At 60.5% G+C, this 24,409-nt stretch carries 25 protein-coding genes and 2 pseudogenes; 15 read left to right on the forward strand and 12 right to left on the reverse strand.

Annotated elements, in window-relative coordinates; translation table 11 throughout:
* Positions 1–18: 18 nt before the first annotated feature.
* A complete protein-coding gene (locus ACZ3HH_RS15975; RefSeq protein WP_465805776.1) occupies positions 19–291 on the reverse strand; it encodes a DUF4242 domain-containing protein in 273 nt (90 codons plus the stop codon).
* Between the two features lie 232 nt (positions 292–523).
* Between ACZ3HH_RS15975 and ACZ3HH_RS15980 the strand changes: the two genes are divergently transcribed.
* Positions 524–982, forward strand: a complete 459-nt coding sequence (locus tag ACZ3HH_RS15980; RefSeq protein ID WP_465805777.1) for a GNAT family N-acetyltransferase — start codon at positions 524–526, stop codon at positions 980–982.
* A gap of 17 nt (positions 983–999) precedes the next feature.
* Here ACZ3HH_RS15980 and ACZ3HH_RS15985 read toward each other — a convergent pair whose 3' ends face one another.
* The 3 genes from ACZ3HH_RS15985 to ACZ3HH_RS15995 form a co-directional block, all read right to left on the reverse strand.
* On the reverse strand, positions 1,000–2,211 hold the full coding sequence (locus tag ACZ3HH_RS15985; protein ID WP_465805778.1) for a cytochrome c biogenesis protein DipZ: 1,212 nt from the start codon (positions 2,209–2,211) through the stop codon (positions 1,000–1,002).
* 65 nt (positions 2,212–2,276) lie between these two features.
* Positions 2,277–2,507 (reverse strand): hypothetical protein, encoded by a 231-nt coding sequence (locus ACZ3HH_RS15990; protein ID WP_465805779.1) that lies wholly within the window; start codon positions 2,505–2,507, stop codon positions 2,277–2,279.
* 48 nt (positions 2,508–2,555) lie between these two features.
* Positions 2,556–2,819: a DUF2790 domain-containing protein gene (locus ACZ3HH_RS15995; RefSeq protein ID WP_237883194.1), complete on the reverse strand. Its 264-nt coding sequence runs from the start codon at positions 2,817–2,819 to the stop codon at positions 2,556–2,558.
* Positions 2,820–3,124: 305 nt separating this feature from the next.
* On the opposite strand from ACZ3HH_RS15995, the gene ACZ3HH_RS16000 reads away from it, so the two are divergent.
* Positions 3,125–3,865, forward strand: a complete 741-nt coding sequence (locus ACZ3HH_RS16000) for a response regulator (RefSeq protein WP_007896007.1) — start codon at positions 3,125–3,127, stop codon at positions 3,863–3,865.
* On the forward strand, positions 3,862–5,169 hold the full coding sequence (locus tag ACZ3HH_RS16005; protein WP_465805780.1) for an ATP-binding protein: 1,308 nt from the start codon (positions 3,862–3,864) through the stop codon (positions 5,167–5,169). Before ACZ3HH_RS16000 ends, ACZ3HH_RS16005 begins: the two co-directional genes overlap by 4 nt.
* A gap of 140 nt (positions 5,170–5,309) precedes the next feature.
* On the opposite strand, the gene ACZ3HH_RS16010 is transcribed toward ACZ3HH_RS16005, so the two are convergent.
* Both ACZ3HH_RS16010 and ACZ3HH_RS16015 read right to left on the reverse strand, forming a co-directional pair.
* Complete coding sequence (locus ACZ3HH_RS16010) at positions 5,310–6,068, reverse strand: HvfC family RiPP maturation protein (protein WP_465805781.1); 759 nt, start codon at positions 6,066–6,068, stop codon at positions 5,310–5,312.
* The gene (locus tag ACZ3HH_RS16015; protein ID WP_465805782.1) at positions 6,061–6,900 is read right to left on the reverse strand and encodes an HvfB family MNIO-type RiPP peptide maturase; all 840 of its coding nucleotides are present in this window, start codon (positions 6,898–6,900) and stop codon (positions 6,061–6,063) included. The genes ACZ3HH_RS16010 and ACZ3HH_RS16015 overlap by 8 nt, the downstream gene beginning before the upstream one ends.
* A 299-nt stretch (positions 6,901–7,199) precedes the next feature.
* Between ACZ3HH_RS16015 and ACZ3HH_RS16020 the strand changes: the two genes are divergently transcribed.
* On the forward strand, positions 7,200–8,246 hold the full coding sequence (locus ACZ3HH_RS16020; RefSeq protein ID WP_465805783.1) for a class I SAM-dependent methyltransferase: 1,047 nt from the start codon (positions 7,200–7,202) through the stop codon (positions 8,244–8,246).
* 127 nt (positions 8,247–8,373) lie between these two features.
* Here the strand turns inward: ACZ3HH_RS16020 and ACZ3HH_RS16025 are convergent, their stop codons facing one another.
* Complete coding sequence (locus tag ACZ3HH_RS16025; protein ID WP_465805784.1) at positions 8,374–9,273, reverse strand: LysR substrate-binding domain-containing protein; 900 nt, start codon at positions 9,271–9,273, stop codon at positions 8,374–8,376.
* A gap of 142 nt (positions 9,274–9,415) precedes the next feature.
* On the opposite strand from ACZ3HH_RS16025, the gene ACZ3HH_RS16030 reads away from it, so the two are divergent.
* The 3 genes from ACZ3HH_RS16030 to ACZ3HH_RS16040 are packed head-to-tail and all read left to right on the forward strand — an operon-like array spanning position 9,416 to position 12,009.
* Entirely contained in the window at positions 9,416–10,114 is a 699-nt protein-coding gene (locus ACZ3HH_RS16030; protein ID WP_465805785.1) for a CoA transferase subunit A, read from the forward strand.
* A gap of 36 nt (positions 10,115–10,150) precedes the next feature.
* Complete coding sequence (locus tag ACZ3HH_RS16035) at positions 10,151–10,816, forward strand: CoA transferase subunit B (protein WP_367371957.1); 666 nt, start codon at positions 10,151–10,153, stop codon at positions 10,814–10,816.
* An 11-nt stretch (positions 10,817–10,827) separates the two neighbouring features.
* Positions 10,828–12,009: an acetyl-CoA C-acetyltransferase gene (locus ACZ3HH_RS16040; protein ID WP_465805786.1), complete on the forward strand. Its 1,182-nt coding sequence runs from the start codon at positions 10,828–10,830 to the stop codon at positions 12,007–12,009.
* Positions 12,010–12,200: 191 nt separating this feature from the next.
* Here ACZ3HH_RS16040 and ACZ3HH_RS16045 read toward each other — a convergent pair whose 3' ends face one another.
* Positions 12,201–13,520, reverse strand: coding sequence for an Nramp family divalent metal transporter (locus ACZ3HH_RS16045; protein ID WP_465805787.1), 1,320 nt, complete (start codon positions 13,518–13,520; stop codon positions 12,201–12,203).
* A 190-nt stretch (positions 13,521–13,710) separates the two neighbouring features.
* Here ACZ3HH_RS16045 and ACZ3HH_RS16050 point away from each other — a divergent pair, with 190 nt between their 5' ends.
* Entirely contained in the window at positions 13,711–14,298 is a 588-nt protein-coding gene (locus ACZ3HH_RS16050) for a DcrB/PsbP domain-containing protein (RefSeq protein WP_465805788.1), read from the forward strand.
* A gap of 11 nt (positions 14,299–14,309) precedes the next feature.
* On the opposite strand, the gene ACZ3HH_RS16055 is transcribed toward ACZ3HH_RS16050, so the two are convergent.
* Positions 14,310–15,026 carry an alpha/beta hydrolase gene (locus tag ACZ3HH_RS16055; RefSeq protein WP_465805789.1) on the reverse strand — a complete coding sequence of 239 codons (717 nt, stop codon included), beginning with the start codon at positions 15,024–15,026 and terminating at the stop codon, positions 14,310–14,312.
* Positions 15,027–15,287: 261 nt separating this feature from the next.
* On the opposite strand from ACZ3HH_RS16055, the gene ACZ3HH_RS16060 reads away from it, so the two are divergent.
* Positions 15,288–15,932, forward strand: a complete 645-nt coding sequence (locus tag ACZ3HH_RS16060; RefSeq protein ID WP_465805790.1) for a type 1 glutamine amidotransferase — start codon at positions 15,288–15,290, stop codon at positions 15,930–15,932.
* A gap of 155 nt (positions 15,933–16,087) precedes the next feature.
* On the opposite strand, the pseudogene ACZ3HH_RS16065 reads toward ACZ3HH_RS16060, so the two are convergent.
* A pseudogene (locus ACZ3HH_RS16065) lies at positions 16,088–16,521 on the reverse strand (rhodanese-like domain-containing protein).
* 101 nt (positions 16,522–16,622) lie between these two features.
* On the opposite strand from ACZ3HH_RS16065, the gene ftrA reads away from it, so the two are divergent.
* The gene (gene ftrA, locus ACZ3HH_RS16070) at positions 16,623–17,597 is read left to right on the forward strand and encodes a transcriptional regulator FtrA (RefSeq protein WP_465805791.1); all 975 of its coding nucleotides are present in this window, start codon (positions 16,623–16,625) and stop codon (positions 17,595–17,597) included.
* 132 nt (positions 17,598–17,729) lie between these two features.
* Here the strand turns inward: ftrA and cobF are convergent, their stop codons facing one another.
* Positions 17,730–18,485: a precorrin-6A synthase (deacetylating) gene (gene cobF, locus ACZ3HH_RS16075; RefSeq protein ID WP_465805792.1), complete on the reverse strand. Its 756-nt coding sequence runs from the start codon at positions 18,483–18,485 to the stop codon at positions 17,730–17,732.
* Complete coding sequence (locus ACZ3HH_RS16080) at positions 18,485–19,057, reverse strand: histidine phosphatase family protein (protein WP_465805793.1); 573 nt, start codon at positions 19,055–19,057, stop codon at positions 18,485–18,487. The genes cobF and ACZ3HH_RS16080 overlap by 1 nt, the downstream gene beginning before the upstream one ends.
* Before the next feature lie 341 nt (positions 19,058–19,398).
* Between ACZ3HH_RS16080 and ACZ3HH_RS16085 the strand changes: the two are divergent.
* The 5 genes and pseudogenes from ACZ3HH_RS16085 (at position 19,399) to ACZ3HH_RS16105 (ending at position 24,363) form a co-directional block, all read left to right on the forward strand.
* Positions 19,399–20,243, forward strand: a pseudogene (locus tag ACZ3HH_RS16085) (MurR/RpiR family transcriptional regulator).
* Between the two features lie 4 nt (positions 20,244–20,247).
* Complete coding sequence (locus ACZ3HH_RS16090; RefSeq protein ID WP_465805794.1) at positions 20,248–20,892, forward strand: cysteine hydrolase family protein; 645 nt, start codon at positions 20,248–20,250, stop codon at positions 20,890–20,892.
* On the forward strand, positions 20,889–22,220 hold the full coding sequence (locus ACZ3HH_RS16095) for a type I glutamate--ammonia ligase (protein ID WP_465805795.1): 1,332 nt from the start codon (positions 20,889–20,891) through the stop codon (positions 22,218–22,220). The genes ACZ3HH_RS16090 and ACZ3HH_RS16095 overlap by 4 nt, the downstream gene beginning before the upstream one ends.
* Positions 22,204–22,956 (forward strand): N-formylglutamate amidohydrolase, encoded by a 753-nt coding sequence (locus ACZ3HH_RS16100; RefSeq protein WP_465805796.1) that lies wholly within the window; start codon positions 22,204–22,206, stop codon positions 22,954–22,956. The genes ACZ3HH_RS16095 and ACZ3HH_RS16100 overlap by 17 nt, the downstream gene beginning before the upstream one ends.
* 57 nt (positions 22,957–23,013) lie before the next feature.
* The gene (locus ACZ3HH_RS16105; RefSeq protein WP_465805797.1) at positions 23,014–24,363 is read left to right on the forward strand and encodes an APC family permease; all 1,350 of its coding nucleotides are present in this window, start codon (positions 23,014–23,016) and stop codon (positions 24,361–24,363) included.
* The last annotated feature ends 46 nt before the right edge of the window (positions 24,364–24,409 follow it).

Genomic DNA, 24,409 nt, shown 5'->3' on the forward strand with positions numbered 1-24,409 from the left:
GTTGGAACGCATCCCGGCTCACTCCGCCGTGGTGGGATCGATGATGTTCATGACCCGGGAAACGCTGCTGATGGGAAATTCACCCTTTTGGGCGTGCTCCCTGATGAGTCCCTCATTCGGCGCGATGTACACGCAGTAAATCTTGTCGCCAGTGATGTAACTCTCCAGCCATTGCACCTCTGGCCCCATCTCGCGCAACACATCGCAGGACTTTTGCGAGATCGCTTTGAGTTCCTGTTGCGGCAGTCCGCCGGCACCCGGAAGCTCGCGTTCAATAATGTATTTAGGCATGGCAACTTCCTTTTCTTGATGGTGATGACAGGATCGGCAATGATCCCGTCGTCCACAAACTATCGCTCCCGGATACGCCGGCGTCCTGCCGATCGTCCGGAGAATTCACGAAATATGGCATTCTCCGATGCATGGTCACCTATCTGTAACGACGCATTAACACCCAGGCGCCCGGATTGCTGATACGCCGTGAATCAGCTCTTATAAGCCACCGACTTTTGAAGGACTCCCCATGCCTCGCCTGGACTGGCTCGCCCACCATATGCACCACAGCGACACCTTTGCCTCATGGATTCACCAGCAGTTCCATTACGAATACGCCGACCAGCCCTTGCCTGACTGGCAACGGGAATTTGCTGACGGCCAAACCAATGGCCACTGGCAATGCTTGATCGCCCGGGACGGGGATCAACTGCTGGGTGGCGCAGCACTGGCCATGGCCGATCTGGCCCAACGGCCTGACCTGGGCCCCTGGCTGGCCTGTGTGTTCATCACACCCGAAGCGAGAGGAAAAGGATTGGCCGAGCGTTTGATCGAAGGGATATGCGCAAAGGCCAAGGAAAATGGTGTAGCGAGGATCTACCTGCACACCCATGACCAGAGCGACTACTACGCCAGACGCGGGTGGACAGTACTGGAGCGCTTTCAGGCTTGGGAAAAAGACCAATGGCTCATGGTGAGGAACCTGTGAACCATTGATTTGAACGGTTACGCGGCAGGCGCTTTGGCCTCTTCCAGCAGTTGCCGGATCATCTGCTCCTGAGTCTCGTACCGGCCCTCGCCAAAGTGGGTGTAACGCACCTGACCCTTGGCGTCGATCAGGTAGTGAGCGGGCCAGTACTGGTTGTCGAAAGCGCGCCAGATCGCGTAGTTGTTGTCGATCGCCACCGGGTAGGTGATACCGAGTTTTTTCACCTGATCGCGGACGTTGTCGATGATGCGTTCGTAACCGTATTCCGGGGTGTGCACGCCGATTACGAGCAGGCCGTCCTTCTGGTATTTCTTCGCCCAGTCCTTCACGTAGGGCAAGGTGTGCTGGCAGTTGATGCAGTCGTATGTCCAGAAGTCCACCAGTACCACTTTGCCGCGCAGGGAATCGTTGCTCAGCGCTGGCGAGTTGAGCCATTCGACTGCGCCGGAAAGTGACGGCATCGCGCCTTTGGCCGCGCCCATGGTCGAGTCGGCCTTGACCTTGCTGATGAAGTAATCGAGCACTTTCGGTACGGTTTCCAGCACCCGCTGTTCAACTGTGGTGACGCCTTCGGATGAGGTGCCAGCGAGCAACGTGTTGTCGGCACCAGTTGAGATCACCGCTGCGGCGACCAACACCGCAGCCCCCGTGCCGCGACGCAGCCAGCCAGTCAGCGGAATCGACGGTTTCAAGCGATTGACCAGGCCACGACCGGCGAAGATCAAGGTGCCCAAAGACAACGCGCTGCCCAGGCCGTACGCTACCAGCAACAGACTGGTCTGAGCGTTGGCGCCTTGCAGCATGGCGCCGGTGAGGATCACGCCGAGGATCGGCCCGGCACACGGCGCCCAGAGCAGACCGGTGGCGACGCCGATCATTACCGAGCCTAACGGGCCAGACATTTTGCGAGTGTTGGGATCGATGCGATTGCCCAGCAGCACGAACGGGCGCGCCAGCCAGCCGCCGACCCGTGCGGAGATCAGCGACAGGGCGAACAGCACCATCACGATCAGCGCCACATGGCGACCGGTGTTATTGGCTTGTACCACCCAATCGCTGCTGACCACGGCCAGGCTGGAGATCAGGGCGAAAGTCAGGGCCATGCCGCCGAGGGTGAGCAGGATCGAGGCACGTGTGCGTTTAACCCCCGCAAACAGAAACGGCACGACCGGGAGGATGCAGGGGCTGAGGACGGTCAAAATGCCGCCCAGGAATGCGATGAGAAACATGGGGATCACCTTTAGATACGAGTCCCACACTGGAATTGTTGTGTTCACGGAAACAGTGCGTGACCTCAAGCCATCTGGTTTTCCAGCTGCTGGCCCTGTGGCGTGCGGCTGTAGCCATTCTCTGCAACCAGTTGCCCTTGCGGCGTGCGACTGGAACCATCCTCAGCCAGCAGCGGAGTCAGTTGGAAGCAGGTGCTGCTGCCACAGGTATTTTGTTCAACCGCGGCGTTGGCATGGGCGGCAGCGCCAGCCACGGAGAAAACGATGGCGGTCAAAAAGCGGGTGACGTTGTTCATGATGTTCTTCCTGTTTCAAAGGGGATGGGCAATGGGTAGTCGAAGGACTCAGTTGCCTTCGTTGCAGCCGTCAGCGAATTTGCTGTAATCCAGAACCTGGGTTTTGCCTTGGGAATCCAGGTAGGTCATCCGGGCATTCACAATCCCGCAGGCAGGGCTGGCGTCCTGTTTCATCGACAGCACTTTCTGGATGTCCAGGTGCGTGCCGTAGGTGTAGGTTTGAGGGGTTACATCGGCTTCGGCGCGGGCCGACAAGGTGCAGATGTTCAGGGCGGCAAACAGGCAGGCGGCGTAGACGGCTTTGGTGTTCATGGTGGTTTCCTCAGGGCTTCAATAGGTCAATCGTTGATTGAGCCGAGGCGGTTGGGTTTGCCTCGATGGAACCTATTTGAAACCCGCGAGGTATCCCGTCTGTGTCCAGAACAGACGCGGGTAAATCGCTGTGTATCTGTGCCTGCTTGCGATACACAGCGATACAAAACCTCTGATATCGGCCATTTTTACCTCCCCGTGTATCTTTCGGCAGGCCAGATACACTGCAATACAATCGACGGCAGGCGAGCGGGCCAAGGCTCGATAGACTGTGCGACAACTCCCATTCAAGAGGCTTGGTCACCATGGAACACGTCGATCACATTCTCATCGTGGACGATGACCGCGAGATCCGGGAACTGGTAGGCAACTACCTGAAGAAGAACGGCCTGCGCACCACCGTGGTGGCGGATGGACGGCAGATGCGCTCGTTTCTGGAGTCCACGCCGGTGGACCTGATCGTGCTCGACATCATGATGCCGGGCGACGATGGCCTGGTGCTCTGCCGCGAGTTGCGCGCCGGCAAACACAAAGCCACGCCGGTGTTGATGCTCACCGCTCGCAACGATGAAACCGACCGCATCATCGGCCTGGAAATGGGCGCCGACGACTATCTGGTCAAACCGTTCGCCGCCCGTGAATTGCTCGCCCGTATCAACGCTGTGCTGCGACGCACGCGGATGCTGCCGCCGAACCTGGTGATCACCGAAAGCGGTCGCCTGCTGGCGTTTGGTCGCTGGCGCCTGGACACCTCGGCCCGGCATCTGCTGGATGAGGACGGCACCATGGTCGCCCTCAGCGGCGCGGAATATCGCTTGCTGCGGGTGTTCCTCGATCATCCTCAGCGGGTGCTCAATCGCGACCAATTGCTCAACCTGACTCAAGGCCGCGATGCCGATCTGTTCGACCGCTCCATCGATTTGCTGGTGAGCCGCTTGCGTCAGCGCCTGCTCGACGATGCCCGGGAACCGGCCTACATCAAGACCGTGCGCAGTGAAGGTTATGTGTTTTCCCTGCCAGTAGAAGTGCTCGGTGCGCCGTCATGAACCTTGCGCTGCACTGGCCTCGCACACTGGCCTCGCGGCTGTCGCTGATTTTCCTGATTGGCCTGATCCTGGCCCAGGCGCTGTCCTTTGGCGCTCAGTACTACGAGCGTTACGAAAGTGCGAAAAATACGATGTTGGGCAATCTGGAAACCGATGTCTCGACCTCCCTCGCCATCCTCGACCGTTTGCCCGCCGATGAGCGTGTGAACTGGCTGCAGCGTCTGGAGCGCACCAACTATGGCTATCTGCTGAATGAAGGCTTGCCGGGCACGCCGATGGCAGCCAGCGATGTGCCGATTGCAGTGACCTCGATTCAGGACGCCATCGGCCATGATTACCCGCTGACCTTTACCGACATCCCCGGCCCGAAAAAACACTTTCAGGCCCACCTGAAATTGAAGGACGGCAGCCCTGTCACCCTCGACGTGCGGCCTTCGATGGTGCCGTTGTCGCCGTGGTTGCCGGCGGTATTGCTGGGGCAATTGGCGCTGATGATTGCCTGCACCTGGCTGGCCGTGAGAATCGCCATACGCCCACTCACCCGCCTCGCCCAAGCGGTGGAAACCCTCGACCCCAACACCCACGCCATACACCTGGACGAAAAAGGCCCGATCGAAGTCGCCTATGCCGCCCGGGCCTTCAATGCGATGCAGGCGCGTATTGCGGCTTATCTCAAGGAGCGCATGCAACTGTTGGCGGCAATTTCCCACGACCTGCAAACCCCGATCACCCGCATGAAACTGCGTGCCGAATTCATGGATGACTCCAGCGAGAAAGACAAACTGTGGAACGACCTCGGCGAGATGGAACACCTGGTACGCGAAGGCGTGGCCTATGCCCGCAGCATTCATGGTGCCACCGAGGAAAGTCGTCGTACTGATCTGGATTCATTCCTCGATAGCCTGGTGTTCGACTATCAGGACATGGGTAAAGACGTGCAGCTCGACGGCAAAAGCGCAGCCGTGATTAACACCCGGCCGCATGCTTTGCGACGGGTGCTGGTGAACCTGATAGACAACGCGCTGAAATTCGCCGGCGCGGCAGAGCTGTGGGTGGAAACGAAGGCTGATGGCAGCTTGTCGGTGAAAGTGATGGACCGTGGGCCGGGGATTGCCGAAGAGGAATTGGCGCAGGTGATGCAGCCGTTCTACCGCGTGGAAAATTCGCGTAATCGCAGTACGGGGGGGACCGGTTTGGGGTTGGCAATTGCGCAACAATTGGCGCTGGCGATTGGCGGGGCGCTGACCTTGAGCAATCGCGAGGGCGGTGGGTTGTGTGCGGAGCTCAAGTTGCCGAAGACCTGACAAACACCCACGTCCCCTGTGGGAGTGGGCTTGCCCGCGATGAGGCCAGCACATCCAATATTGATGTTGGCTGACCCATCGCCTTCGCGGGCAAGCCTCGCTCCCACAGGGATATTGGGTGTTTGGGGGATTGTGTGCGGTCAGGCGGCGATGGCGATCACCCCTTCCCCGCGCATCTGCCGCAACAACGCCAATCCGCTGTCGATAAACTCCATAGACCCAACCATTCCCGCCTCCACCGCCAGCCCTTCCAGCTGCGCTCGGCCATTGAGCTGAGGAAATTCCCCGATCCGCTGCAACAACCGCCACGCCAACGGGCTCAGTTCGGAGAAGCGCACATTCCAGTCCTCGGATCGACGAACCAACAGCAATGTCGGCTGAACTGGCGGCGTGTCCGGACGGCAATCAGGCCCCACCAACTGCACTGGCCAGCCATACGCCAATGGCCAGGCCAGCGGCGAAACCTGCAACGGTCGATCCAGCAGTAATGCGGCATCTCTGGCCGGCAACGGCTCGGCGTCGGATTGTTGCAGCGCCATTTCGACCCATTCGTAATGCGCCAGCTCGACCATGAATGGCGGCCATGCTCCATCGCTCAACGCCAGCGGCTCAGAAGCCAGAAACTCGACAAACTCCTGGGCGATCTCGCCGAATTTTGGCGTGCGAGCGCGGTAGTCCCGCAGAAATGTCCGCACCAATGCACGCCAATGATCATCGCCGAGAATCTTCACCAGCACCGGAAAAGTCCCGCTGAGCAACGACGACAAATTTGAGAACACCAGGTCGCGATAAACCTGTGCCCGTACCACGTCCATCTCGGCGGGTGGCGCACAGTGATCGGGATCACGCAGGTAGCGGGTCAATGTCTCTTGCTGCTGATACAGCGTCGGTTTATCCACGGCTCACCCCATCACCTTGCAGGCGGCGAATGGTCTGCAATTCACTCACCAATTCAGAGAACACCGGAAAGTTGAAATCCCGCTCCAGCAGCGTCGGTCGCACACCGAAGCGCGCATACGCCTCGGCCAGCAACGACCAGACCACCGGTTTGACCGAGGCGCCATGGGTGTCGATTTTCAGCGTGTCAGACTCATCGAAATGCCCCGCCACATGCATGGCGACCACCCTCCCCGTGTCGATGCCCGCCAGAAACGTCTGCGGATCGAAGCCGTGATTGATCGAGTTGACGTAGACATTGTTGATGTCCAGCAACAGGTCGCAATCGGCTTCACGCAACACCGCGTTAGTGAACGTCAGTTCATCCATGTCCTGCTGCGGCGCGGCGTAGTAGGACACGTTTTCCACGGCCAGGCGCCGACCGAGAATGTCCTGGGACTGGCGAATTCGGGCAGCAACGTGATGCACCGCTTCTTCGGTAAACGGCAATGGCAGCAGATCGTAAAGATGACCCTCATCGCTGCAGTAGCTCAGGTGTTCGCTGTACAGCGGCACTTTGTAGTGATCGAGGAAAACCCGCACTTCTTGCAAGAACCCCACGTCCAGCGGTGCCGGCCCGCCCAAAGACAAGGACAAGCCGTGACAGGACAACGGATAGCGCTCGGCCAGGGCGCGAAACGCCGCGCCGTGAGCGCCGCCGATGCCGATCCAGTTTTCCGGCGCGACTTCCAGAAAGTCGAAAGCGCCCACCGGGGCGGCTTGAAGGTCCTTCATTAAACCGCGGCGCAAGCCTAGCCCGACGGTCGCCTTCGCTGATGTGAGGGGAGTCTGCATGGTGTCAATCTCATCCTGGGATCCGGTCTCCAGCGTCTGAAAACTCAGTGCCGGCCGGCAGGCCCAGTCAAGCGCCGTGGTGTGTCGGGTCTGTGTCACAAACACCGCTCTTCTCAGGCCACTGTATCGGACAGGCAGTCAGATACAGTGGGATACACGAACTAAACTCAATGATTACCCCCATCCGGGGGATCCAGGACGCGGTTATCGTCCTGTTCATTTCCACGACCACCGTCCAGAGGTGCACGCCTCGACAAACAATGCCTCCGGACCGTGATCCTGCTGAAGGAGCACACGTGATGGACGAGGCCAGGCTCAATGATTTCATGGGCAAACTGGTAAACGACATGGGTGGCGCGGCGATGCTCGCCAACGTCATTCTCGGCGAAGAACTTGGCTTGTACCGGGCCATGGCCGACAGCCAGCCAGTCACCCCCGAAGCACTCGCCGAGAAAACCGGCTGCAACACCCGTCTGCTGCGTGAATGGCTCAGCGCCCACGCCGCCTCCGGTTACATGGAACACCGCGACGGCCAGTTCCGCCTGCCCGAAGAGCAAGCCCTGGCGCTGGCGATCGAAGATTCACCGGTCTATGTGGCGGGCGGTATCGGAGTGGTTGCATCGTTTTTCCATGACAAGGACAAACTGGTCAACGCCATGCGCGGCAACGGCGCCCTGCCTTGGGGCGATCACCATCCGTGCATGTTCAGCGGCACGGAACGGTTTTTCCGCCCAGGGTACAAGGCGCATTTGGTCAGCGAATGGCTGCCGGCCCTTGATGGAGTGGTCGCCAAACTGGAGGCCGGCGCGAAAGTGGCGGACATCGGCTGCGGCCACGGCGCCTCGACCGTGATCATGGCCCAGGCGTTTCCGAATTCACGGTTCGTCGGTTTCGATTACCACGCGCCTTCGGTCACCGTCGCCACCCAGCGCGCCGAAGAAGGTGGTGTGGAAGGCCGGGCGCGGTTCTTCCAGGGCACCGCCAAGAGCTATCCGGGCGACGACTATGACTTGGTCTGCTACTTCGACTGCCTGCACGATATGGGTGACCCGGTCGGCGCCGCAAAACATGCCTATGAATCGCTCAAACCCGATGGTTCGGTGCTGCTGGTGGAGCCCTTCGCCAACGATACGCTCGATGCCAACACCACTCCGGTCGGACGACTGTTCTACGCCGCCTCGACTTTTATTTGCACACCCAACTCATTGTCCCAGGAAGTCGGCCTCGGGCTCGGTGCCCAGGCGGGTGAGGCACGGTTGCGCAAGGTCTTCACCGAGGCTGGATTCACCCAGTTCCGGCGGGCCACGGAAACGCCGTTCAACCTGATACTGGAGGCGCGTAAATAAGGAGTGATCCCGCCAGCCACTGGCGAAACCCATTCCTGTGGGAGCGGGCTTGCCCGCGAAGGGGCAGGTACAGTCAACATGGATGTCGCCTGACACACCGCCATCGCGGGCAAGCCCGCTCCCACATTTACTGCGTGGACAGGCGCTCGCCGAGGTTTTCGGCCTTGAGAATATCGAACAACGCCTGCGCCGCCGCCGACAGTTCTTGCCCCGTCGTCAGCACCCCGATCGCCCGCTCCACCACCGGATCGCGCAGGGTAATGCAACGCGCGCCCAGCTCGCGCATCTGCCCGGCGCACAATGCCGGCACCGCGCTCACACCCAATCCGCTGGCCACCATCCGCCCGACTGTTGCCAATTGATGGCTTTCAAATTCCACCGGCAACTTCATGCCCCGCGCCTGCAAGTGCTCTTCGAGCATCACCCGCACCGTCGATGGTCGCTGCAACGTAATGAACGGTTCCTTGAGCAAGGTCTGCCAATCAATGTCGTCCAGCTCCACCAGCGGTGAATCGAGGGGCACCACCGCCACAAACCGGTCGATGTACAACGGGGTAAATTCCAGCGACGAACTCTGGGTCGGTTCGAACGCCACGCCCAATTCCACCTGACGGTCGCGAACCATTTCCAGCACCTGCTCGTTGATCACGTCGTTCACCGTGACGTTGACCTTGGGATAACGCGCGCGAAAGGTCTTGAGAATCGGCGGCAGCAGGTTACCGGCAAACGACGGCATTGCCGCCAGGGTCACACGGCCGCGCTGAAGGGTGAAGCGTTGTCGCAGTTCATCCTCGGCATTGTCCCAGTCCGCAATCAATCGACGAGCCAGTGGCAGCAGCGATTCGCCTTCGGCGGTCAGTGCGACGTTGCGGGTATTGCGCGTGAACAAGCGCCCGCCCAACCCCTCCTCCAGCGCCTTGATGGTCAGGCTCAACGCCGACTGGGACAGGTGCAGCCGCTCGCACGCCACGGCAAAACTCAAACTCTGGGCCACGGCCAGGAATGCGCGGATCTGTTTGACGGTCATGGCCGGTGTCTCCAACGTAATACATTGGTGAGTTTTATCTATCAATCAACCTTAAAAATCAACTTAACAAATAAATCCTCCGGCGAGACACTCCCTCCCCATCCGGCTAGCCAGCCGCCCACAAAGAATAAAAGAGGTGCATATGGCAGGGTTCGACAAGCGCGTGTATTCCTACGAGGAAGCGATGGCAGGTCTTGAAGACGGCATGACCGTGATCTCCGGCGGCTTCGGCTTGTGCGGGATTCCGGAAAACCTCATCGCCGAGATCCAGCACCGCGGCACGCGTGATCTCACCGTGGTCTCCAACAACTGCGGCGTCGACGGTTTCGGCCTCGGTGTGCTGCTGATAGACCGGCAGATCCGCAAGGTGGTGGCGTCCTACGTCGGCGAAAACGCGCTGTTCGAGAAGCAACTGCTGAGCGGCGAAATCGAAGTCGACCTGACCCCTCAAGGCACCCTCGCCGAGAAAATGCGCGCAGGCGGTGCCGGCATCCCGGCGTTCTTCACGGCCACTGGCGTCGGCACTCCGGTGGCCGACGGCAAGGAAGTCCGCGAATTCAAGGGCCGCCAGTACCTGATGGAAGAGTCCATCACCGGTGACTTCGCCATCGTCAAAGGCTGGAAAGCCGACCATTTCGGTAACGTGGTCTATCGCCACACCGCCCAGAACTTCAACCCGCTGGCCGCCACTGCCGGCAAGATCACCGTGGTCGAAGTCGAAGAAATCGTCGAACCCGGCGAACTGGACCCGTCGCAGATCCATACCCCTGGCATCTACGTCGACCGGGTCATTTGCGGCACGTTCGAAAAGCGCATCGAACAGCGCACCGTGCGTAAGTGATCCCCTGCCCCCGGACCGAATGAAGGAATAACAACAATGGCACTTTCCCGCGAACAAATGGCTCAGCGCGTCGCCCGCGAAATGCAGGACGGCTACTACGTGAACCTCGGCATCGGCATCCCGACCCTGGTCGCCAACTACATCCCTGAAGGCATGGAAGTCATGCTGCAATCGGAAAACGGCCTGCTCGGCATGGGCGCCTTTCCGACCGACGCCGAAGTCGACGCCGACATGATCAACGCCGGCAAGCAAACCGTGACCGCGCGTATTGGCGCGTCGATTTTCTCGTCCGCCGAGTCCTTCGCGATGATTCGCGGCGGCCACATCGACCTGACCGTGCTGGGCGCATTCGAAGTGGACGTCGAAGGCAACATCGCCTCCTGGATGATCCCCGGCAAACTGGTCAAGGGCATGGGCGGCGCGATGGACCTGGTGGCCGGTGCGGACAACATCATCGTCACCATGACCCACGCCTCCAAGGACGGCGAGTCGAAACTGCTGTCGCGTTGCAGCCTGCCGCTGACCGGCGCAGGTTGCATCAAACGTGTGCTGACCGACCTGGCCTACATGGAAATCCAGGACGGTGCGTTCATTCTCAAAGAGCGCGCGCCGGGCGTCAGCGTCGAGGAAATCGTCGCCAAGACCGCTGGTAAACTGATCGTGCCTGACCACGTCCCGGAAATGCAGTTCGCTGCCCAGTGAGGAATTTTTCCATGCAAGAAGTCGTGATTGTTGCCGCCACTCGCACTGCCATCGGCAGCTTCCAGGGCTCGTTGGCCAATGTGTCCGCAGTTGACCTCGGTGCTGCGGTGATCCGCCAGTTGCTGGCGCAGACCGGGCTGGACCCGGCGCAAGTCGATGAAGTGATCATGGGCCAGGTACTGACCGCAGGTGCCGGCCAGAACCCGGCGCGTCAGGCCGCGATCAAGGCTGGCCTGCCCTTCGCCGTGCCGGCCATGACCCTGAACAAGGTCTGCGGCTCGGGCCTGAAAGCGCTGCATCTGGCGGCTCAGGCAATTCGCTGCGGCGATGCCGAAGTGATCATTGCTGGCGGCCAGGAAAACATGAGCCTGTCCAATTACGTCATGCCGGGCGCCCGCACCGGTTTGCGCATGGGCCACGCACAGATCGTCGACACGATGATCAGCGACGGTTTGTGGGATGCGTTCAACGATTACCACATGGGCATCACCGCTGAGAATCTGGCTGAGAAATACAGCCTGACCCGTGAGCAACAGGACGCCTTTGCTGCCGCTTCTCAGCAGAAAGCCGTGGCCGCCATCGAAGCCGGGCGGTTTGCCGATGAGATCACGCCGATCCTGATCCCGCAGCGCAAGGGCGATCCGCTGTCCTTCGCCACCGATGAACAGCCTCGCGCCGGCACCACCGCCGACTCCCTGGGCAAACTGAAAGCGGCCTTCAAGAAAGACGGTTCGGTGACTGCTGGCAACGCCTCTTCGCTGAACGACGGCGCCGCTGCGGTGATCCTGATGAGTGCGGAGAAAGCCAAGGCGCTGGGGCTGCCAGTGCTGGCGAAGATTGCCGCTTATGCCAACGCGGGCGTCGACCCGGCGATCATGGGCATCGGCCCGGTGTCGGCCACTCGTCGTTGCCTGGACAAGGCTGGTTGGTCCATCGATCAACTGGACCTGATCGAAGCCAACGAAGCCTTCGCCGCGCAATCTTTGGCGGTGGCCAAGGATCTGGAATGGGATCTGAACAAGGTCAACGTCAACGGCGGCGCCATTGCCCTGGGCCACCCGATCGGTGCCTCGGGTTGCCGGGTGCTGGTGACCTTGCTGCATGAAATGATCAAGCGTGACGCCAAAAAAGGCCTGGCGACGTTATGCATCGGTGGAGGCCAAGGCGTAGCACTGGCCATCGAACGGGCGTAATCCAACACCCTGTGGCGAGGGAGCTTGCTCCCGTTGGGCTGCGCAGCGGCCCCAAAATCTCGGTATTTTTCGCAGATTTTGTGAGTGCTACGCACTCAAGCGGGAGCAAGCTCCCTCGCCACAAATTGGTTTTTTTGTCCTGCCCTCAGGCAAATTTCACCAGGTTCCAGATCGGCAACACCCCTCCCGAGTCAGGCCACAAACTGCAGGATCAACCAGCTGTTCGCCCCACTGATCACCGCAAACAGCCCCCACGCCAACACCCGTGTTGGCAGTCGATTCACCAACGGCCCCATGAGCTTTTGATCGTTGGTCATGCGAATCAACGGATACAACGCGAACGGCAGTTGCAGGCTGAGCACCACCTGGCTCAACACCAACAGTTTGCCGATCGCCCCGTCGCCCATCAGCCATACACCGATGAACGCCGGGATCAGCGCCAGCCCGCGAGTGATCAACCGCCGTTGCCAGCAAGGCAGTCGCAGGTTCAGGTAGCCTTCCATGATCACCTGGCCCGCAATGGTGCCGGTGAAGGTCGAGCTCTGTCCTGACGCCAGCAACGCCACGCCGAACAGCACACTGGCCAATGCTCCGCCCACCAACGGGTCGAGCAAGTGATAGGCATCCTGAATGTCCACCACGTCGGTGTGTCCGGTCTTGTGGAAGGCCGCCGCGGCGAGAATCAGGATCGCCGCGTTGACCAGCAGCGCCAAGGCCAGAGAGCCGATGGTGTCGATGCGCGCCAGTTTCACCGCGTCCTGCTTGCTGGCCAGATCCTTGCCGATCATCCGGGTCTGCACGATTGAGGTGTGCAGATAGAGGTTATGCGGCATCACCGTGGCCCCGAGAATACCGATGGCCAGGTACAACGGCGCGGCATCACCAATAGCCGAAAGTGACGGTGTGAAACCACGGGCGACGTCCGGCCAGTAAGGTTTGATCAGCAACAGCTCGACGAAGAAACACGCACCGATAGTGCCCACCAGCACCAGCATGATCGCCTCCAGCCGGCGAAAGCCGCGGTTCTGCAGTGCCAATACCAGCAGCGTGTCGAACGCTGTGAGCGCGATGCCAAATGTCAGCGAACAGCCCAACAGCAAATGGAACGCCAGCGCGCAGCCAAGCACTTCGGCGAGGTCGGTGGCGATGATCGAAATTTCCGCCAGCAACCATTGGGTCCGTGCGGTTCGCGTGCTGTAGCGTTCGCGGGACAGTTGCGCCAGGTCACGCCCGGTGGCAATGCCCAGACGCGAACACAAACACTGCACCACCATTCCCGCCAGGCTCGCCAGCAACACCACGAACAACAGGCTGTAGCCAAACCGCGAACCGGCCTCGATGGCCGTGGCCCAATTGCCCGGGTCCATGTAGCCGATGGACACCAGCAAACCGGGGCCGGCAAAACGCAGGACGCGTTTAAAGAAGGACGCACTCGGGTCAACGGCAACAGTGCCGGCTACTTCCGGAGGGCAAAACGGCGCAGTGCCGACTTTGGGCAAACTGAATTTCACGCAAGCATCCGTCAACAGGTGGAGGCGCGCAGCTTAGACGTTCCGCGCATTCCGGTGTAGACGCTGTAGCCGAACGCAGCCTCGCGAGCTCGACAGCTGCTACAACAAACGCAGGTTGCGGCAGCTGCTACAGATCGCGATCCGTGGGATGATCGCCATCAAAGCGCGGATCTTCCCACGGAGAGTTTGAATGTCATTGTTGAGTAAAAAAGCCGTTGTTCTGCTGCTGATGGCGGCTACCAGCCTGGGTGCCTTGAATGCGCAGGCGGCCAAGGCCACTGCCAGTGACAAAGCGCCGCCCCAGAAAGTCTCGATGCTCGGCGGCAAGTTCAAATTCACCCTGCCCAAGGGTTTCATCGCCAACCCGCTGCCGGCCGGCGATGCGGCCACCGGCACTGCCGGGGCGACTGGCACGATGTATACCAACCAGATCACCAAAACCGTGGTGATCGCCGCTGAAAACACCATCCCCGGCGGCGCCAACGTCAAGGACAACGACGGTGAGTTCCTTGACGCCACTGTGTCCGCGTTCGCCACAGAGCAACGCAACGCCTTGCCGGATTTCAACAAAACCAGCGAAAAAAGCCTGACCCAGAAAGGCACGGGCCTGGGTCTTCGGCAGATCGACAGCACCGCCACCCAGGGCGGTGGCATGACGCTGGACAGCACGCTGATGGCCGCTTCCGGCACGCGCATGGCCATCGTTCAGATCATTTCCCGCCCCAACGACAAAACCGGCCACGAAACACTGGTGAAACAAATCGTCAGCGGCAAATAAACCCGACCGGTTCAGGGATTGAGGCGCTGCAACCAGGCGCTCAAATCCTGCATCTCGGTGGCGCTGATGCTGTGACCGACACCCGGATAGGCGTGAAATTCGGGCTTGAGTGACAGGCGCTGCAACAGGCTGTCGGCATCAGTACCGTCGTTGTAGGGCAGGAGTTTGTCGGCGGTGCCATGACCGATGAAAATCGCCAGCTGCTGGCGTTTTTCATCCGGTTTGAGTTCGGATTCGAGCACCGGCAGAATTCGCCCGCTCAGTGCCGCAATTCCACCCACTGCGTCGGGATGACGCAACGCGACCTCGTAGGACATCATCGCGCCTTGGCTGAAACCCACCAGGAATACCTTGTCCGCTTCGGTGTGATATTTCTTCGCCGCTTGTGCGACAAAATCCCGCAGCACCTGGCCGCTGGCCTTCAAGTCGTCCGTCTCACCGTTATAGGCGCCCTCGCCCTTCTGGCGAAACCACTGGTAACTGCCCTCTTCCATCGTCATCGGCGCCCGCACCGACAGGTAGTTGTACTGCGGCGGCAATTCATCCTTGATGTCGAACAGGTCCTGCTCGTTACTGCCGTAACCGTGCAAGAAAATCACCAGGGGTTGGTTGCGGGATTCAGCGTGGGCCTGCTCCAGGTACTTGAGCGGCAGATCGGTGTGCAGCGGGGCTTGAGCGTGGACGGCGGTGGACGCCAGGAGCGTGAGCAGAGCGAGTAACTTCAACATAAACCTTCCTTCACAGCGCGCAGGATTCGGGGCAAAGCCTAACACTGTGAGGCGGTATGTCGATGTGCCTGGGCACCGAACATCACTCGCTTCTTTATTTATAACTCCTGTGTGCAGAGGCTTCATTGGCAGTTTTCAATTGGCAACTTTCGGCTGGTGAAGCAAGATTTCGGGTGTGACCCGATTGAACAGTCGCGCTGGCGATGAAGCTTTTTTTACGGCACATTGACCCTGCCAACCCATTCCCGGAAGAGAAGCCTGATGCCCGCGTTGAACCTGATCCAGCATCATCCTGCCGAAGGTCCTGGCGCCATTGCCGAATGGGCCCGAGCCCGTGGCATTACGCTGAACGTGTTTCGCGCCGACCTCGGCCAGTTGCCGCCAGTGAGCGCGGCACCGGTGATCCTGTTGGGCGGGCCTTATGAATCCAATGCCGGGCCGACGTGGCTGGAAGCGGAGCGTCAGTGGCTGGCGGGTAGTCTGGATCAGGATGCGTCGGTGTTTGCGATTTGTCTGGGCGCGCAACTGCTGGCGCTGAGTCTGGGTGGGAATGTGCGGCGGATGGCTTGCCCCGAAACGGGCTGGACGACCGTGACCTTTGCGGATGGCCAGAGGCTGAAGGTGCTGGAATGGCACGAAGACGCGATCGATCTACCGGCGGAGGCGCAATTGCTGGCCAGCAGTGACGTGTGTGAGCAGCAGATGTATCGCGTCGGGGCGACGCGGATGGGGTTGCAGTTCCATCCGGAGTGGAATGCCGAATCGGTGGCGACCCTCAATGAGCACTTTGCCGAGGAGTCACCGTTGCCACGGGGGCCACAGGACAGCGCCGCCTATCAAGCCGTCGACGACTGGTTGCAGGCGACGCTGGATGAGTGGTGGAGCGCTTCATCAGCTAATCGCTGAATCTGAGAATTGATGGACTTCTGTGGCGAGGGGGCTTGCCCCCGTTGGGCTGCGAAGCGGCCCCAAAATCTCTGATGTATCAAAGACTTTGTGAGTGCTACGCACTCAAACGGGGGCAAGCCCCCTCGCCACAGTTGATCACCTGTGCCTGAATGTCAGCATTCGCAACCAATGACCGCCGTTGCGGTGCGTGAACCGCAACACTCAATTCAAACCCCTCATCCAGCCACCCCGTCACCCCGCCAATCATCTCCTTGACCGGGTAACCCAGCGCCGCCAATTTCACCGCGGCCTTGTTGGCGCCGTTACAGTGGGGTCCTGCGCAATAGACTACGAACAACGTGGATTTCGAATAAGCCGCCAAGCCATCAGCCGTGATCAGTCGGCCCGGGATGTTGATCGCGCCCGGCACATGTCCACGTTCGAACGCCAACGGTCCGCGCACGTCGACCAGGACAAAATCCACCTCGCCGGCCTGTTGGCTGCCGTAGACGTCGGAACAATCGGTTTCGAAAGTCAGACGGTTGCTGAAATGCATCAGGGCGATGGCAGACGGGGCGGCGGGAATTTCGCGAACCAGGCTGGGCATGGGCTGTACTCCAAAGTCTCGGTGGGTGTGGGAAGACTTTATCGGCCCCGCGCTTGCCGCTACAGTGGCGCACAAGACACTCACCGGGAATTTTCCGCCAAATGCAGCCCACCCCTGGATTGGTCGCGATTCTGGCCTACGACGGCCTCTGCACTTTCGAATTCGGCATCGCCGTGGAGATCTTCGGCCTGGCGCGGCCGGAGTTCGATTTCCCTTGGTATGAGCATCGTATCGTCGCCGTCGACCAAGGGCCGATGCGTGCCATGGGCGGCATTCAGGTGCTGGCCGACGGCGGGATGGAACTGCTTGAAGAGGCCCGGACCATCATCATCCCTGGGTGGCGCGACCGCAGCGCGGCGGTGCCTGAACCCTTGCTCGCCGCCCTGCGCCAGGCCCATGCCCGGGGGGCGCGATTGCTATCGATCTGTTCCGGGGTATTCGTACTGGCGGCCACCGGTTTGCTCGACGGTCACGGCGCCACGACGCATTGGCGCTATACCGCTGAACTGGCCGAACGTTTTCCGGACATTCAGGTGGACCCGGACGTGCTTTATGTCGATTCGGGCCAATTGATCACTTCGGCCGGCAGCGCCGCGGGCATCGATGCCTGTTTGCACCTGGTCGCGCGGGATTTTGGCACTCAGGTGGCCAACTCGGTGGCGCGGCGGTTGGTGATGTCGCCGCAACGCACCGGCGGCCAGGCGCAATTCATTCCGTCACCGGTCAGCCCGACACCGCGCAGCGATCTGTCGCGGGTCATGCAATGGGCACGGGAACGTCTGCACGAACCGCTGGAGGTTCGCGACCTTGCCAGCGAAGCGGCCATGAGTGAGCGCACGTTCCTGCGGCGGTTCACCGAAGCCAGCGGCCTGCCGCCCAAGGCATGGTTGCAACATGAGCGCCTGGCCCGGGCCCGCGAGTTGCTGGAGAGCACCCGCCAGAACACCGAGCAGATTGCCCAGCGCTGCGGTTATCGTTCAGTGGAGAGTTTCCGGGTGGCGTTTCGCAGTGTGGTAGGCGTGCCGCCGTCGGTGTATCGGGAGCGGTTTGGGCGTGAGGTAAAGGCGATTTTTTGAGTGTGTTTGAGGGCCTCATCGCGGGCAAGCCCGCTCCCACAAAGTCTGCGTCGAACTCAGGTTTTGTGCTCAATAGAGATCCACTGTGGGAGCGAGCCTGCTCGCGATGGCGTCCCCCAGCCATCCATTATCTCAAGACTTGCGCAACAGATAGGTATCCATAATCCACCCATGCGCCAGCCGCGCCGCCTTGCGCACCCGTTCAATCTCATCCGCGACATCCTTGAGCTTGCCACTGATCAGGATTTCATTCGGCGTCCCCAAGTAGGCCCCCCAGTAAATCTCTGTCTCCTGATCGGCCACGTGATGGTAGGCATCTTGCGCATCCAGCATCACCACCAGGCTGTCCGCGTCACTCACCTGCCCCGCCGCCAACCGCCGGCCGGTGGTGATTTCAATCGAGCGACCGATGCGATTCAGCGGCACCTTATGTTGCGCCGCCAATGCCTGCACGCTGGTGATCCCGGGGATCACCTCGAACTCGAACACACACCGACCTGACGCCAGAATCGCCTGCAGAATCCGAATGGTGCTGTCGTACAACGCAGGATCGCCCCACACCAGAAAACCGCCGCACTGGTCGTCGGTCATTTCCTCACTGATCAACCGCTCGAAGGTCTGCTGCTTGGCGCGGTTCAGGTCTTCGACGCTGGCCTTGTAGTCCACATCACCGCGCTCCCGCTCCGGGCTGTGGGCTTCAACAAAGCGGTAATCGCGATCGGTGATATAGCGCTCACAGATCTCGCGGCGCAGGTCGATCAGTTTGTCTTTGCTCTGACCCTTGTCCATGAGGAAAAACACATCGACGCGGTTCAGCGCCTTCACCGCCTGCATCGTGATGTAGTCGGGGTTGCCGGCGCCGACACCGATGACCAGAAGTTTTTTCATCAACATGCTCCCTCAGGGTCCGTGCCCATCAAGCGTAGCCGCCAGCGACCGTTGAACCGCAACTCGATGGCCGACAACGGTTCGACGTCGATCTGGTTGAATGCCGCGCCCTGCACCACCTGCATCAATGCGGCGCGGATGACAAAAGGATGGGTGATGGCAACGACATGCCCCGGCGTTGCCTCAAGGCTATTCAACCACGCAGCCACCCGCTCACCGAGTTGCGTCACCGATTCTCCACCGTGGGGTGCCGAGGTCGGGTCATTGAGCCAGGCCTGGAGCTTCTCGGGTTCAGACATCTGCAGGTCGTCGATCGACGTGCCTTTCCAGCGTCCGAAATCGCAATCCCCCAAGGCCGCAACAATCTCCACATCGTCGCCAAACAGCTCAGCGGTTTGCCGGGTCCGTAGTTCCGGGCCACAGAGCAAACGGGGGGTGCCCTTGAACTGGCGGCAACGCGAACCCTTCGCCGATTGCCAATCCATTTCCAACGGCTCATTCGTAGGAAAACACGCCAATTTTTGTGCGACGGTTCGAGCGTGGCACATCAGGGTCAAGCGGGTCGCCTGCACGGAAGATCACTCTGTCGATGGGATGGAGAACGGCACGATGCCACGAATAATCGGCCCATTGTGCCGCAAGAAGCGCGATCCAGGGCGCTTCGTTTCATGCAGCCGATCAGGTTGGCGACCCCATTTCATCCCCGATAAGTAGCGATCTCTGACACCTCTACGGGCGATGTCCTACAAAGGCAGTCGACATCCGCGTAGCCCGCGGCGCACGGGGTTTTCGCCCCATTTTTGAGCGTTTAAAATCCACACAATAATTCACTAGACATGTAGCACACGTTACATAAATACTGTTTTGGCAATTTATGAAATGAAACCGACACACCCATCCAGCAGGAGCCCGGATGCCCTCTCTCAGAGACCTGATCACCGATCCCGGCCTGGACTTCACCCCATCGGAACGCAAAGTCATACGAGCCTTGCTGGACCAGTATCCGCGTAATGGACTGGGCCCCATGTCTCGTCTGGCCGAACATGCCGGTGTCAGCGATCCGACCATCGTGCGGCTGGTGAAGAAGCTTGGTTTCAGCGGTTATGCCAAGTTTCAGGAGGCCTTGCTCCGCGACATGGACGACCGCCTGCGCTCTCCCCGTAGCAACCCCGCGCTCATCTCAAGAAAGATGACCCCTGGAGCCATTATCTGGCGGACAGCCATCGCGCACTGGTCGACACCCAGGCACTGACCCAGCCCGAAGATGTACGCATTCTGGTCGAATGGCTGCTCGATACTCGCCATCAAATCCATTGCTTCGGCGGCCGCTTCAGCAGTTTCCTCTCCAACTATTTGCTCAACCATCTGCGCCTGTTGCGGCCCGGCTGTTTTGCCCTGGAAGACAACGCGCAACTGCCGGACCGACTGTTCGACGTGCAGCGTCAGGACGTAGTACTGATGTTCGACTATCGCCGCTACCAGTCCCAGGCCCTACGAGTCGCCAATGCCGCGAAGAGTCGACATGCGCGGGTCGTGCTGTTCACCGACGTCTACGCGTCACCGCTGCGGGAAATGGCCGACCTGATCATCAGTGCACCGGTGGAATCGGCGTCGGCCTTCGACTCGATGGTTCCGGCGCTGGCCCAGGTTGAAGCACTGGTTGCCTGCCTGTCCCTGCGCAGCCCCGATCTGGCCGATCGCCTGGAAGGCATCGACGCCCTGCGGACCGACTTCGACACTCACCTGCTGGAGGATTAAAAGGATGTTCACGCTCCCCCACCACTCGCCCCGCGACTTGCCGTTCACCACCGACCACACCGCATTGTTGCTGGTGGACATGCAGCGTGCCTGGCTTGAGCCGCAGTTCGACCCGCACCTCAACGGACAGGATGCCGAATATTTTCTGACCCGTGCCCACATGCAGGTGGTGCCCAATCAACGCCGGTTGCTCAGTGCCTTTCGCGAAGCACGGCAAAACGTGTTGCATACGCTCATCGAAAGCCTCACCGCCGATGGTCGCGACCGCTCGCTGGACCACAAACTCTCGGACATGCACCTGCCCAAGGGCAGCCCGCACGCGCAAATCATCGATGACCTGACGCCGATCGAAAACGAAATCGTGCTGCCCAAGACCTCTTCCGGGGTCTTCAACTCCACCAACATCGACTACGTGCTGCGCAACCTTGAAACCCGGCACCTGATCATCGCCGGCATCGTCACCGACCAATGTGTCGACATGGCCGTGCGTGATGCCGCCGACCGCGGCTATCTGGTGACGCTGGTCGAAGATGCCTGCGCCACCTACACCGAACAACGGCATCACGCCTGTCTGAACGCCATCAAGGGCTACTGCTGGATCACCGACACCCAAACCGTGCTCGGACGGTTACGGGAGATGCAGCCATGAGCGCTCGCCTGTCGCCACTGCCGATGACCACGATCGTCACCACCGACCTGATCGGCGTGACGCGCGGCCGTTCCTTTCCCACCGACGAACTCGATGCCTATCAAGTGGCGGGCTGCGGCTGGGTGCCGGCCAACAGCGCCCTGACCCCGCAAGACATCATCGCCTCCAGCAATCCATGGGGCGCTTATGGAGATTTGCGGCTGATCCCCGACTTGAGTAGCCGCGTGACCGTCAACAACGGCCCGGACGCCAATGCCCCGGCGCTGGACTTCATTCACGGCGACATTCGCGAAACCGACGGCCGCCCGTGGGGCGCCTGCCCGCGCACGCTGTTGCGCAACGAGGTGGAGCGTTATCGCGACGAGTTGGGATTACAGATCAACGCCGCGTTCGAACATGAATTCAACCTCGGCAGTGGCGCGGCTGAGCATTTGGCGTTTTCCCTTGAGGCTCAGCGCCAAGGCGCCGAGTTCGGCGGCTGGCTGCTCAGTGCATTGCGTGCCGGCGGTGTCGAGCCGGAGATGTTCCTGCCGGAATACGGCAAGCACCAATACGAAATCACCTGCCGCCCGGCCCTCGGCGTCGCCGCTGCCGACCGCGCGGTGAACGTGCGCGAGATCACCCGTGAGATCGCCCGGCAAATGAGCCTGGACCTGAGCTTCGCCCCCAAGACCTCCGAGCAGGCGGTGTGCAATGGCGTGCATTTACACATGAGCCTGCAGGATCTGGCCGGCCACCCGGTGCTGTACGACGCCGGCACCACCAATGGCCTGTCGACCCTCGGCCAGCATTGGGCCGCCGGCGTTCTGCACTATTTGCCGGCGCTCTGTGCCTTTACCGCGCCGACGCCAGTTTCCTATCAGCGCTTGCAACCCCATCACTGGAGCGCTTCCTACGCCTGCCTCGGCCAACGCAACCGCGAAGCGGCGCTGCGAATCTGCCCGACCGTGAGCCTGGGCGACAAAGCCGTGGCGGCGCAATACAACCTGGAATTTCGCGCCATGGACGCCACCGCCTCGCCGCACTTGGCCATGGCCGCGTTGCTGATCGCCGGGCGCCTGGGCATCGAACAGCGCCTGACCCTCAACGCGATCACCGATGAAGTGCCCGATGCCCTGAACGAAGAGCAACGCCAGGCCCGCGGCATCGTCGCCCTGCCCGCGTCTCTGTCCCAGGCCCTGGAATGCCTGCGCAACAGCGAGGCGTTGATCGAAGCCCTGCCGAGCGCCTTGCTGGACACTTGGTTCGCCCTTAAAACCGAGGAACTGAGGCTGACGGAACAGCTCTCGCCCGCCGATCTTTGTGAGCACTATGCGCGCCTGTACTGAGTCTGCCGAACGGGGGCTCTATACCGAGCCTGCGTACGCCCTGAGCCGGGAAGCCTCCGAGCACCCGCTGATTCTGGTGTGTGAACACGCCAGTCGTTTTATCCCGGCCGGGTTGAATGACCTGGGCTTGAGCCATGAGGCCGCCCGTGAACACATTGCCTGGGACATCGGCGCCCTGGCGCTGGCCGAGGGCTTGTCCGAAGCACTGGGCGCCACCCTGTTGGCAGCCAACTATTCACGGCTGTTGATCGACCTCAACCGCCCGCGCCATGCGCCGGACAGCATTGCGTTGCAGAGCGAGATTTATCAGGTGCCGGGCAATCGGGATCTGGACGAGGCCACCCGCGACTATCGCCGGCACTGCCTGTTCAAGCCGTTTCATGCACGCCTGCAAACCTTGATCGACGCCCGTGTGGCGCAAGGTCGTCCGGTTCGAGTGGTGGGGATTCACAGTTTCACGCCGATATATTACGGCCAGCCACGAGCGCTGGAAGTCGGCGTGTTGTACGGACAAGCCGGGGAGTACGCCCAGAAAGTGATCGACGGGCTGAGCCGGCATCCCTTGAAAGTTGCCGGTAATCAGCCGTACAAAGTTGATCCGCTGTGTGACATGACCGTGCCGGTTCACGGCGATGCACGAGGGCTTGAGTCGGTGTTGATCGAAGTGCGCAACGATCTGTTGCGTACGCCCGAGGATATCGGTCGCTGGACCGATTATCTGGCGCCACTGCTGTAGAGCAATAGCTTCAAACTCGCAGCGTGCAGCTGCTTTCAAATCAAGGAGAAGGGCTTCATGGAAATAGAAGAATTCGGCTACAAGCAAGAGTTGAAACGCAGCCTGTCGCTGACGGACCTCGTGGTGTACGGGATGATCTTCATGATCCCCATCGCCCCGTTCGGCGTTTATGGTTACGTCAACGCCGAAGCCCCGGGGATGGTGCCGCTGGCCTACATCATCGGCATGGTGGCGATGCTGTTCACCGCCCTCAGTTACGGCAGCATGGCCCGGGCCTTTCCGATTGCGGGCTCGGTGTATTCCTACGCACAACGCGGCCTCAACCCGCATGTCGGGTTTATCGCCGGCTGGCTGATGCTGCTCGATTATTTGCTGATTCCGCCACTGCTCTACGTCTATGCAGCGATGGCGCTGAATCATTTGTACCCGGACATCCCGAAAGTCGGCTTCATCCTGGCCTTTCTGGTCAGCGCCACCTTCGTCAACCTGCGGGGTATCACCTTCACCGCGCGGATGAATGTCGTCTTTCTACTGGCGCAACTGGTGGTGCTGGGGATCTTCCTGTTCTATGCCTGGAATGCCCTGCACAACGGCGGCGGTAACGGCGAGCTGACTCTGGCGCCGCTGTATAACCCCGAGACGTTCAACTTCGCCCTGCTGATGCAAGCGGTGTCGATTGCTGTGCTGTCGTTCCTCGGTTTCGATGCGATTTCCACCCTCGCCGAAGAAATCAAGGGCGACCCGGGTCGTAGTGTCGGCAAGGCTGCACTGATCACATTGCTGGTAATGGGCGTGATCTTCGTCGTGCAGACCTGGATTGCCACGGATCTGGCCGCCGGCCTGGGCTTCAAGTCCGCCGACACTGCGTTCTATGAAATCGCCGAAATCGCCGCCGGCAGCTGGCTGGCAACCCTGACCGCCGTGGCCACCGCCCTGGCGTGGGGCGTCGCGGTCGCGATCACCTCGCAAGCGGCGGTTTCACGTCTGCTGTTCGGGATGGCGCGGGATGGCAAACTGCCGAAAGTGCTGGCCAAGGTGCACCCGAAACACAACACGCCGTATGTGAGTATCTATCTGGTGGCGGCGCTGTCGCTGGTGATCTGCTACCTGTTCATCAATTCGGTGGATACCCTCACCTCCCTGGTGAACTTCGGCGCCCTGAGCGGCTTTATGTTGCTGCACCTGACCGTGATCAACTATTACTGGCGTCGGCAGAAGTCCGGTCAGGTGATTCGTCACCTGCTCTGCCCGGTGATCGGCTTCATCATCGTCGCGGCCATCATGTACAACATGGGCGTCGATGCACAGAAACTCGGCCTGATCTGGATTGCCCTGGGGCTGGTCTATCTATTCTTCCTCAACAAACTGGGTGCCAGCACGGTCCTACCCGACCCAAGCAATGGCTGACAAGAAAAAGAGCAGCGTCTGACATGAATTCAGGCGACAGCCGATT

The organism is Pseudomonas sp. PME37.24/025 (assembly GCF_055556615.1).

Excerpts from the sequence above, each read along its gene's own strand:
- ACZ3HH_RS16030 (WP_465805785.1), top strand. The coding sequence starts at position 9,416 with ATGGCAGGGTTCGACAAGCGCGTGTATTCCTACGAGGAAGCGATGGCA.
- ACZ3HH_RS16035 (WP_367371957.1), top strand. The coding sequence starts at position 10,151 with ATGGCACTTTCCCGCGAACAAATGGCTCAGCGCGTCGCCCGCGAAATG.
- cobF (WP_465805792.1), bottom strand. The coding sequence starts at position 18,485 with ATGAAAAAACTTCTGGTCATCGGTGTCGGCGCCGGCAACCCCGACTAC.
- ACZ3HH_RS16000 (WP_007896007.1), top strand. The coding sequence starts at position 3,125 with ATGGAACACGTCGATCACATTCTCATCGTGGACGATGACCGCGAGATC.
- ACZ3HH_RS16015 (WP_465805782.1), bottom strand. The coding sequence starts at position 6,900 with ATGCAGACTCCCCTCACATCAGCGAAGGCGACCGTCGGGCTAGGCTTG.
- ACZ3HH_RS15995 (WP_237883194.1), bottom strand. The coding sequence starts at position 2,819 with ATGAACACCAAAGCCGTCTACGCCGCCTGCCTGTTTGCCGCCCTGAAC.
- ACZ3HH_RS15975 (WP_465805776.1), bottom strand. The coding sequence starts at position 291 with ATGCCTAAATACATTATTGAACGCGAGCTTCCGGGTGCCGGCGGACTG.
- ACZ3HH_RS16025 (WP_465805784.1), bottom strand. The coding sequence starts at position 9,273 with ATGACCGTCAAACAGATCCGCGCATTCCTGGCCGTGGCCCAGAGTTTG.
- ACZ3HH_RS15980 (WP_465805777.1), top strand. The coding sequence starts at position 524 with ATGCCTCGCCTGGACTGGCTCGCCCACCATATGCACCACAGCGACACC.
- ACZ3HH_RS16105 (WP_465805797.1), top strand. The coding sequence starts at position 23,014 with ATGGAAATAGAAGAATTCGGCTACAAGCAAGAGTTGAAACGCAGCCTG.
- ACZ3HH_RS16100 (WP_465805796.1), top strand. The coding sequence starts at position 22,204 with ATGCGCGCCTGTACTGAGTCTGCCGAACGGGGGCTCTATACCGAGCCT.
- ACZ3HH_RS16055 (WP_465805789.1), bottom strand. The coding sequence starts at position 15,026 with ATGTTGAAGTTACTCGCTCTGCTCACGCTCCTGGCGTCCACCGCCGTC.
- ACZ3HH_RS16090 (WP_465805794.1), top strand. The coding sequence starts at position 20,248 with ATGTTCACGCTCCCCCACCACTCGCCCCGCGACTTGCCGTTCACCACC.
- ACZ3HH_RS16005 (WP_465805780.1), top strand. The coding sequence starts at position 3,862 with ATGAACCTTGCGCTGCACTGGCCTCGCACACTGGCCTCGCGGCTGTCG.
- ACZ3HH_RS16060 (WP_465805790.1), top strand. The coding sequence starts at position 15,288 with ATGCCCGCGTTGAACCTGATCCAGCATCATCCTGCCGAAGGTCCTGGC.
- ftrA (WP_465805791.1), top strand. The coding sequence starts at position 16,623 with ATGCAGCCCACCCCTGGATTGGTCGCGATTCTGGCCTACGACGGCCTC.
- ACZ3HH_RS16095 (WP_465805795.1), top strand. The coding sequence starts at position 20,889 with ATGAGCGCTCGCCTGTCGCCACTGCCGATGACCACGATCGTCACCACC.
- ACZ3HH_RS16040 (WP_465805786.1), top strand. The coding sequence starts at position 10,828 with ATGCAAGAAGTCGTGATTGTTGCCGCCACTCGCACTGCCATCGGCAGC.
- ACZ3HH_RS16050 (WP_465805788.1), top strand. The coding sequence starts at position 13,711 with ATGTCATTGTTGAGTAAAAAAGCCGTTGTTCTGCTGCTGATGGCGGCT.
- ACZ3HH_RS15985 (WP_465805778.1), bottom strand. The coding sequence starts at position 2,211 with ATGTTTCTCATCGCATTCCTGGGCGGCATTTTGACCGTCCTCAGCCCC.
- ACZ3HH_RS16020 (WP_465805783.1), top strand. The coding sequence starts at position 7,200 with ATGGACGAGGCCAGGCTCAATGATTTCATGGGCAAACTGGTAAACGAC.
- ACZ3HH_RS15990 (WP_465805779.1), bottom strand. The coding sequence starts at position 2,507 with ATGAACAACGTCACCCGCTTTTTGACCGCCATCGTTTTCTCCGTGGCT.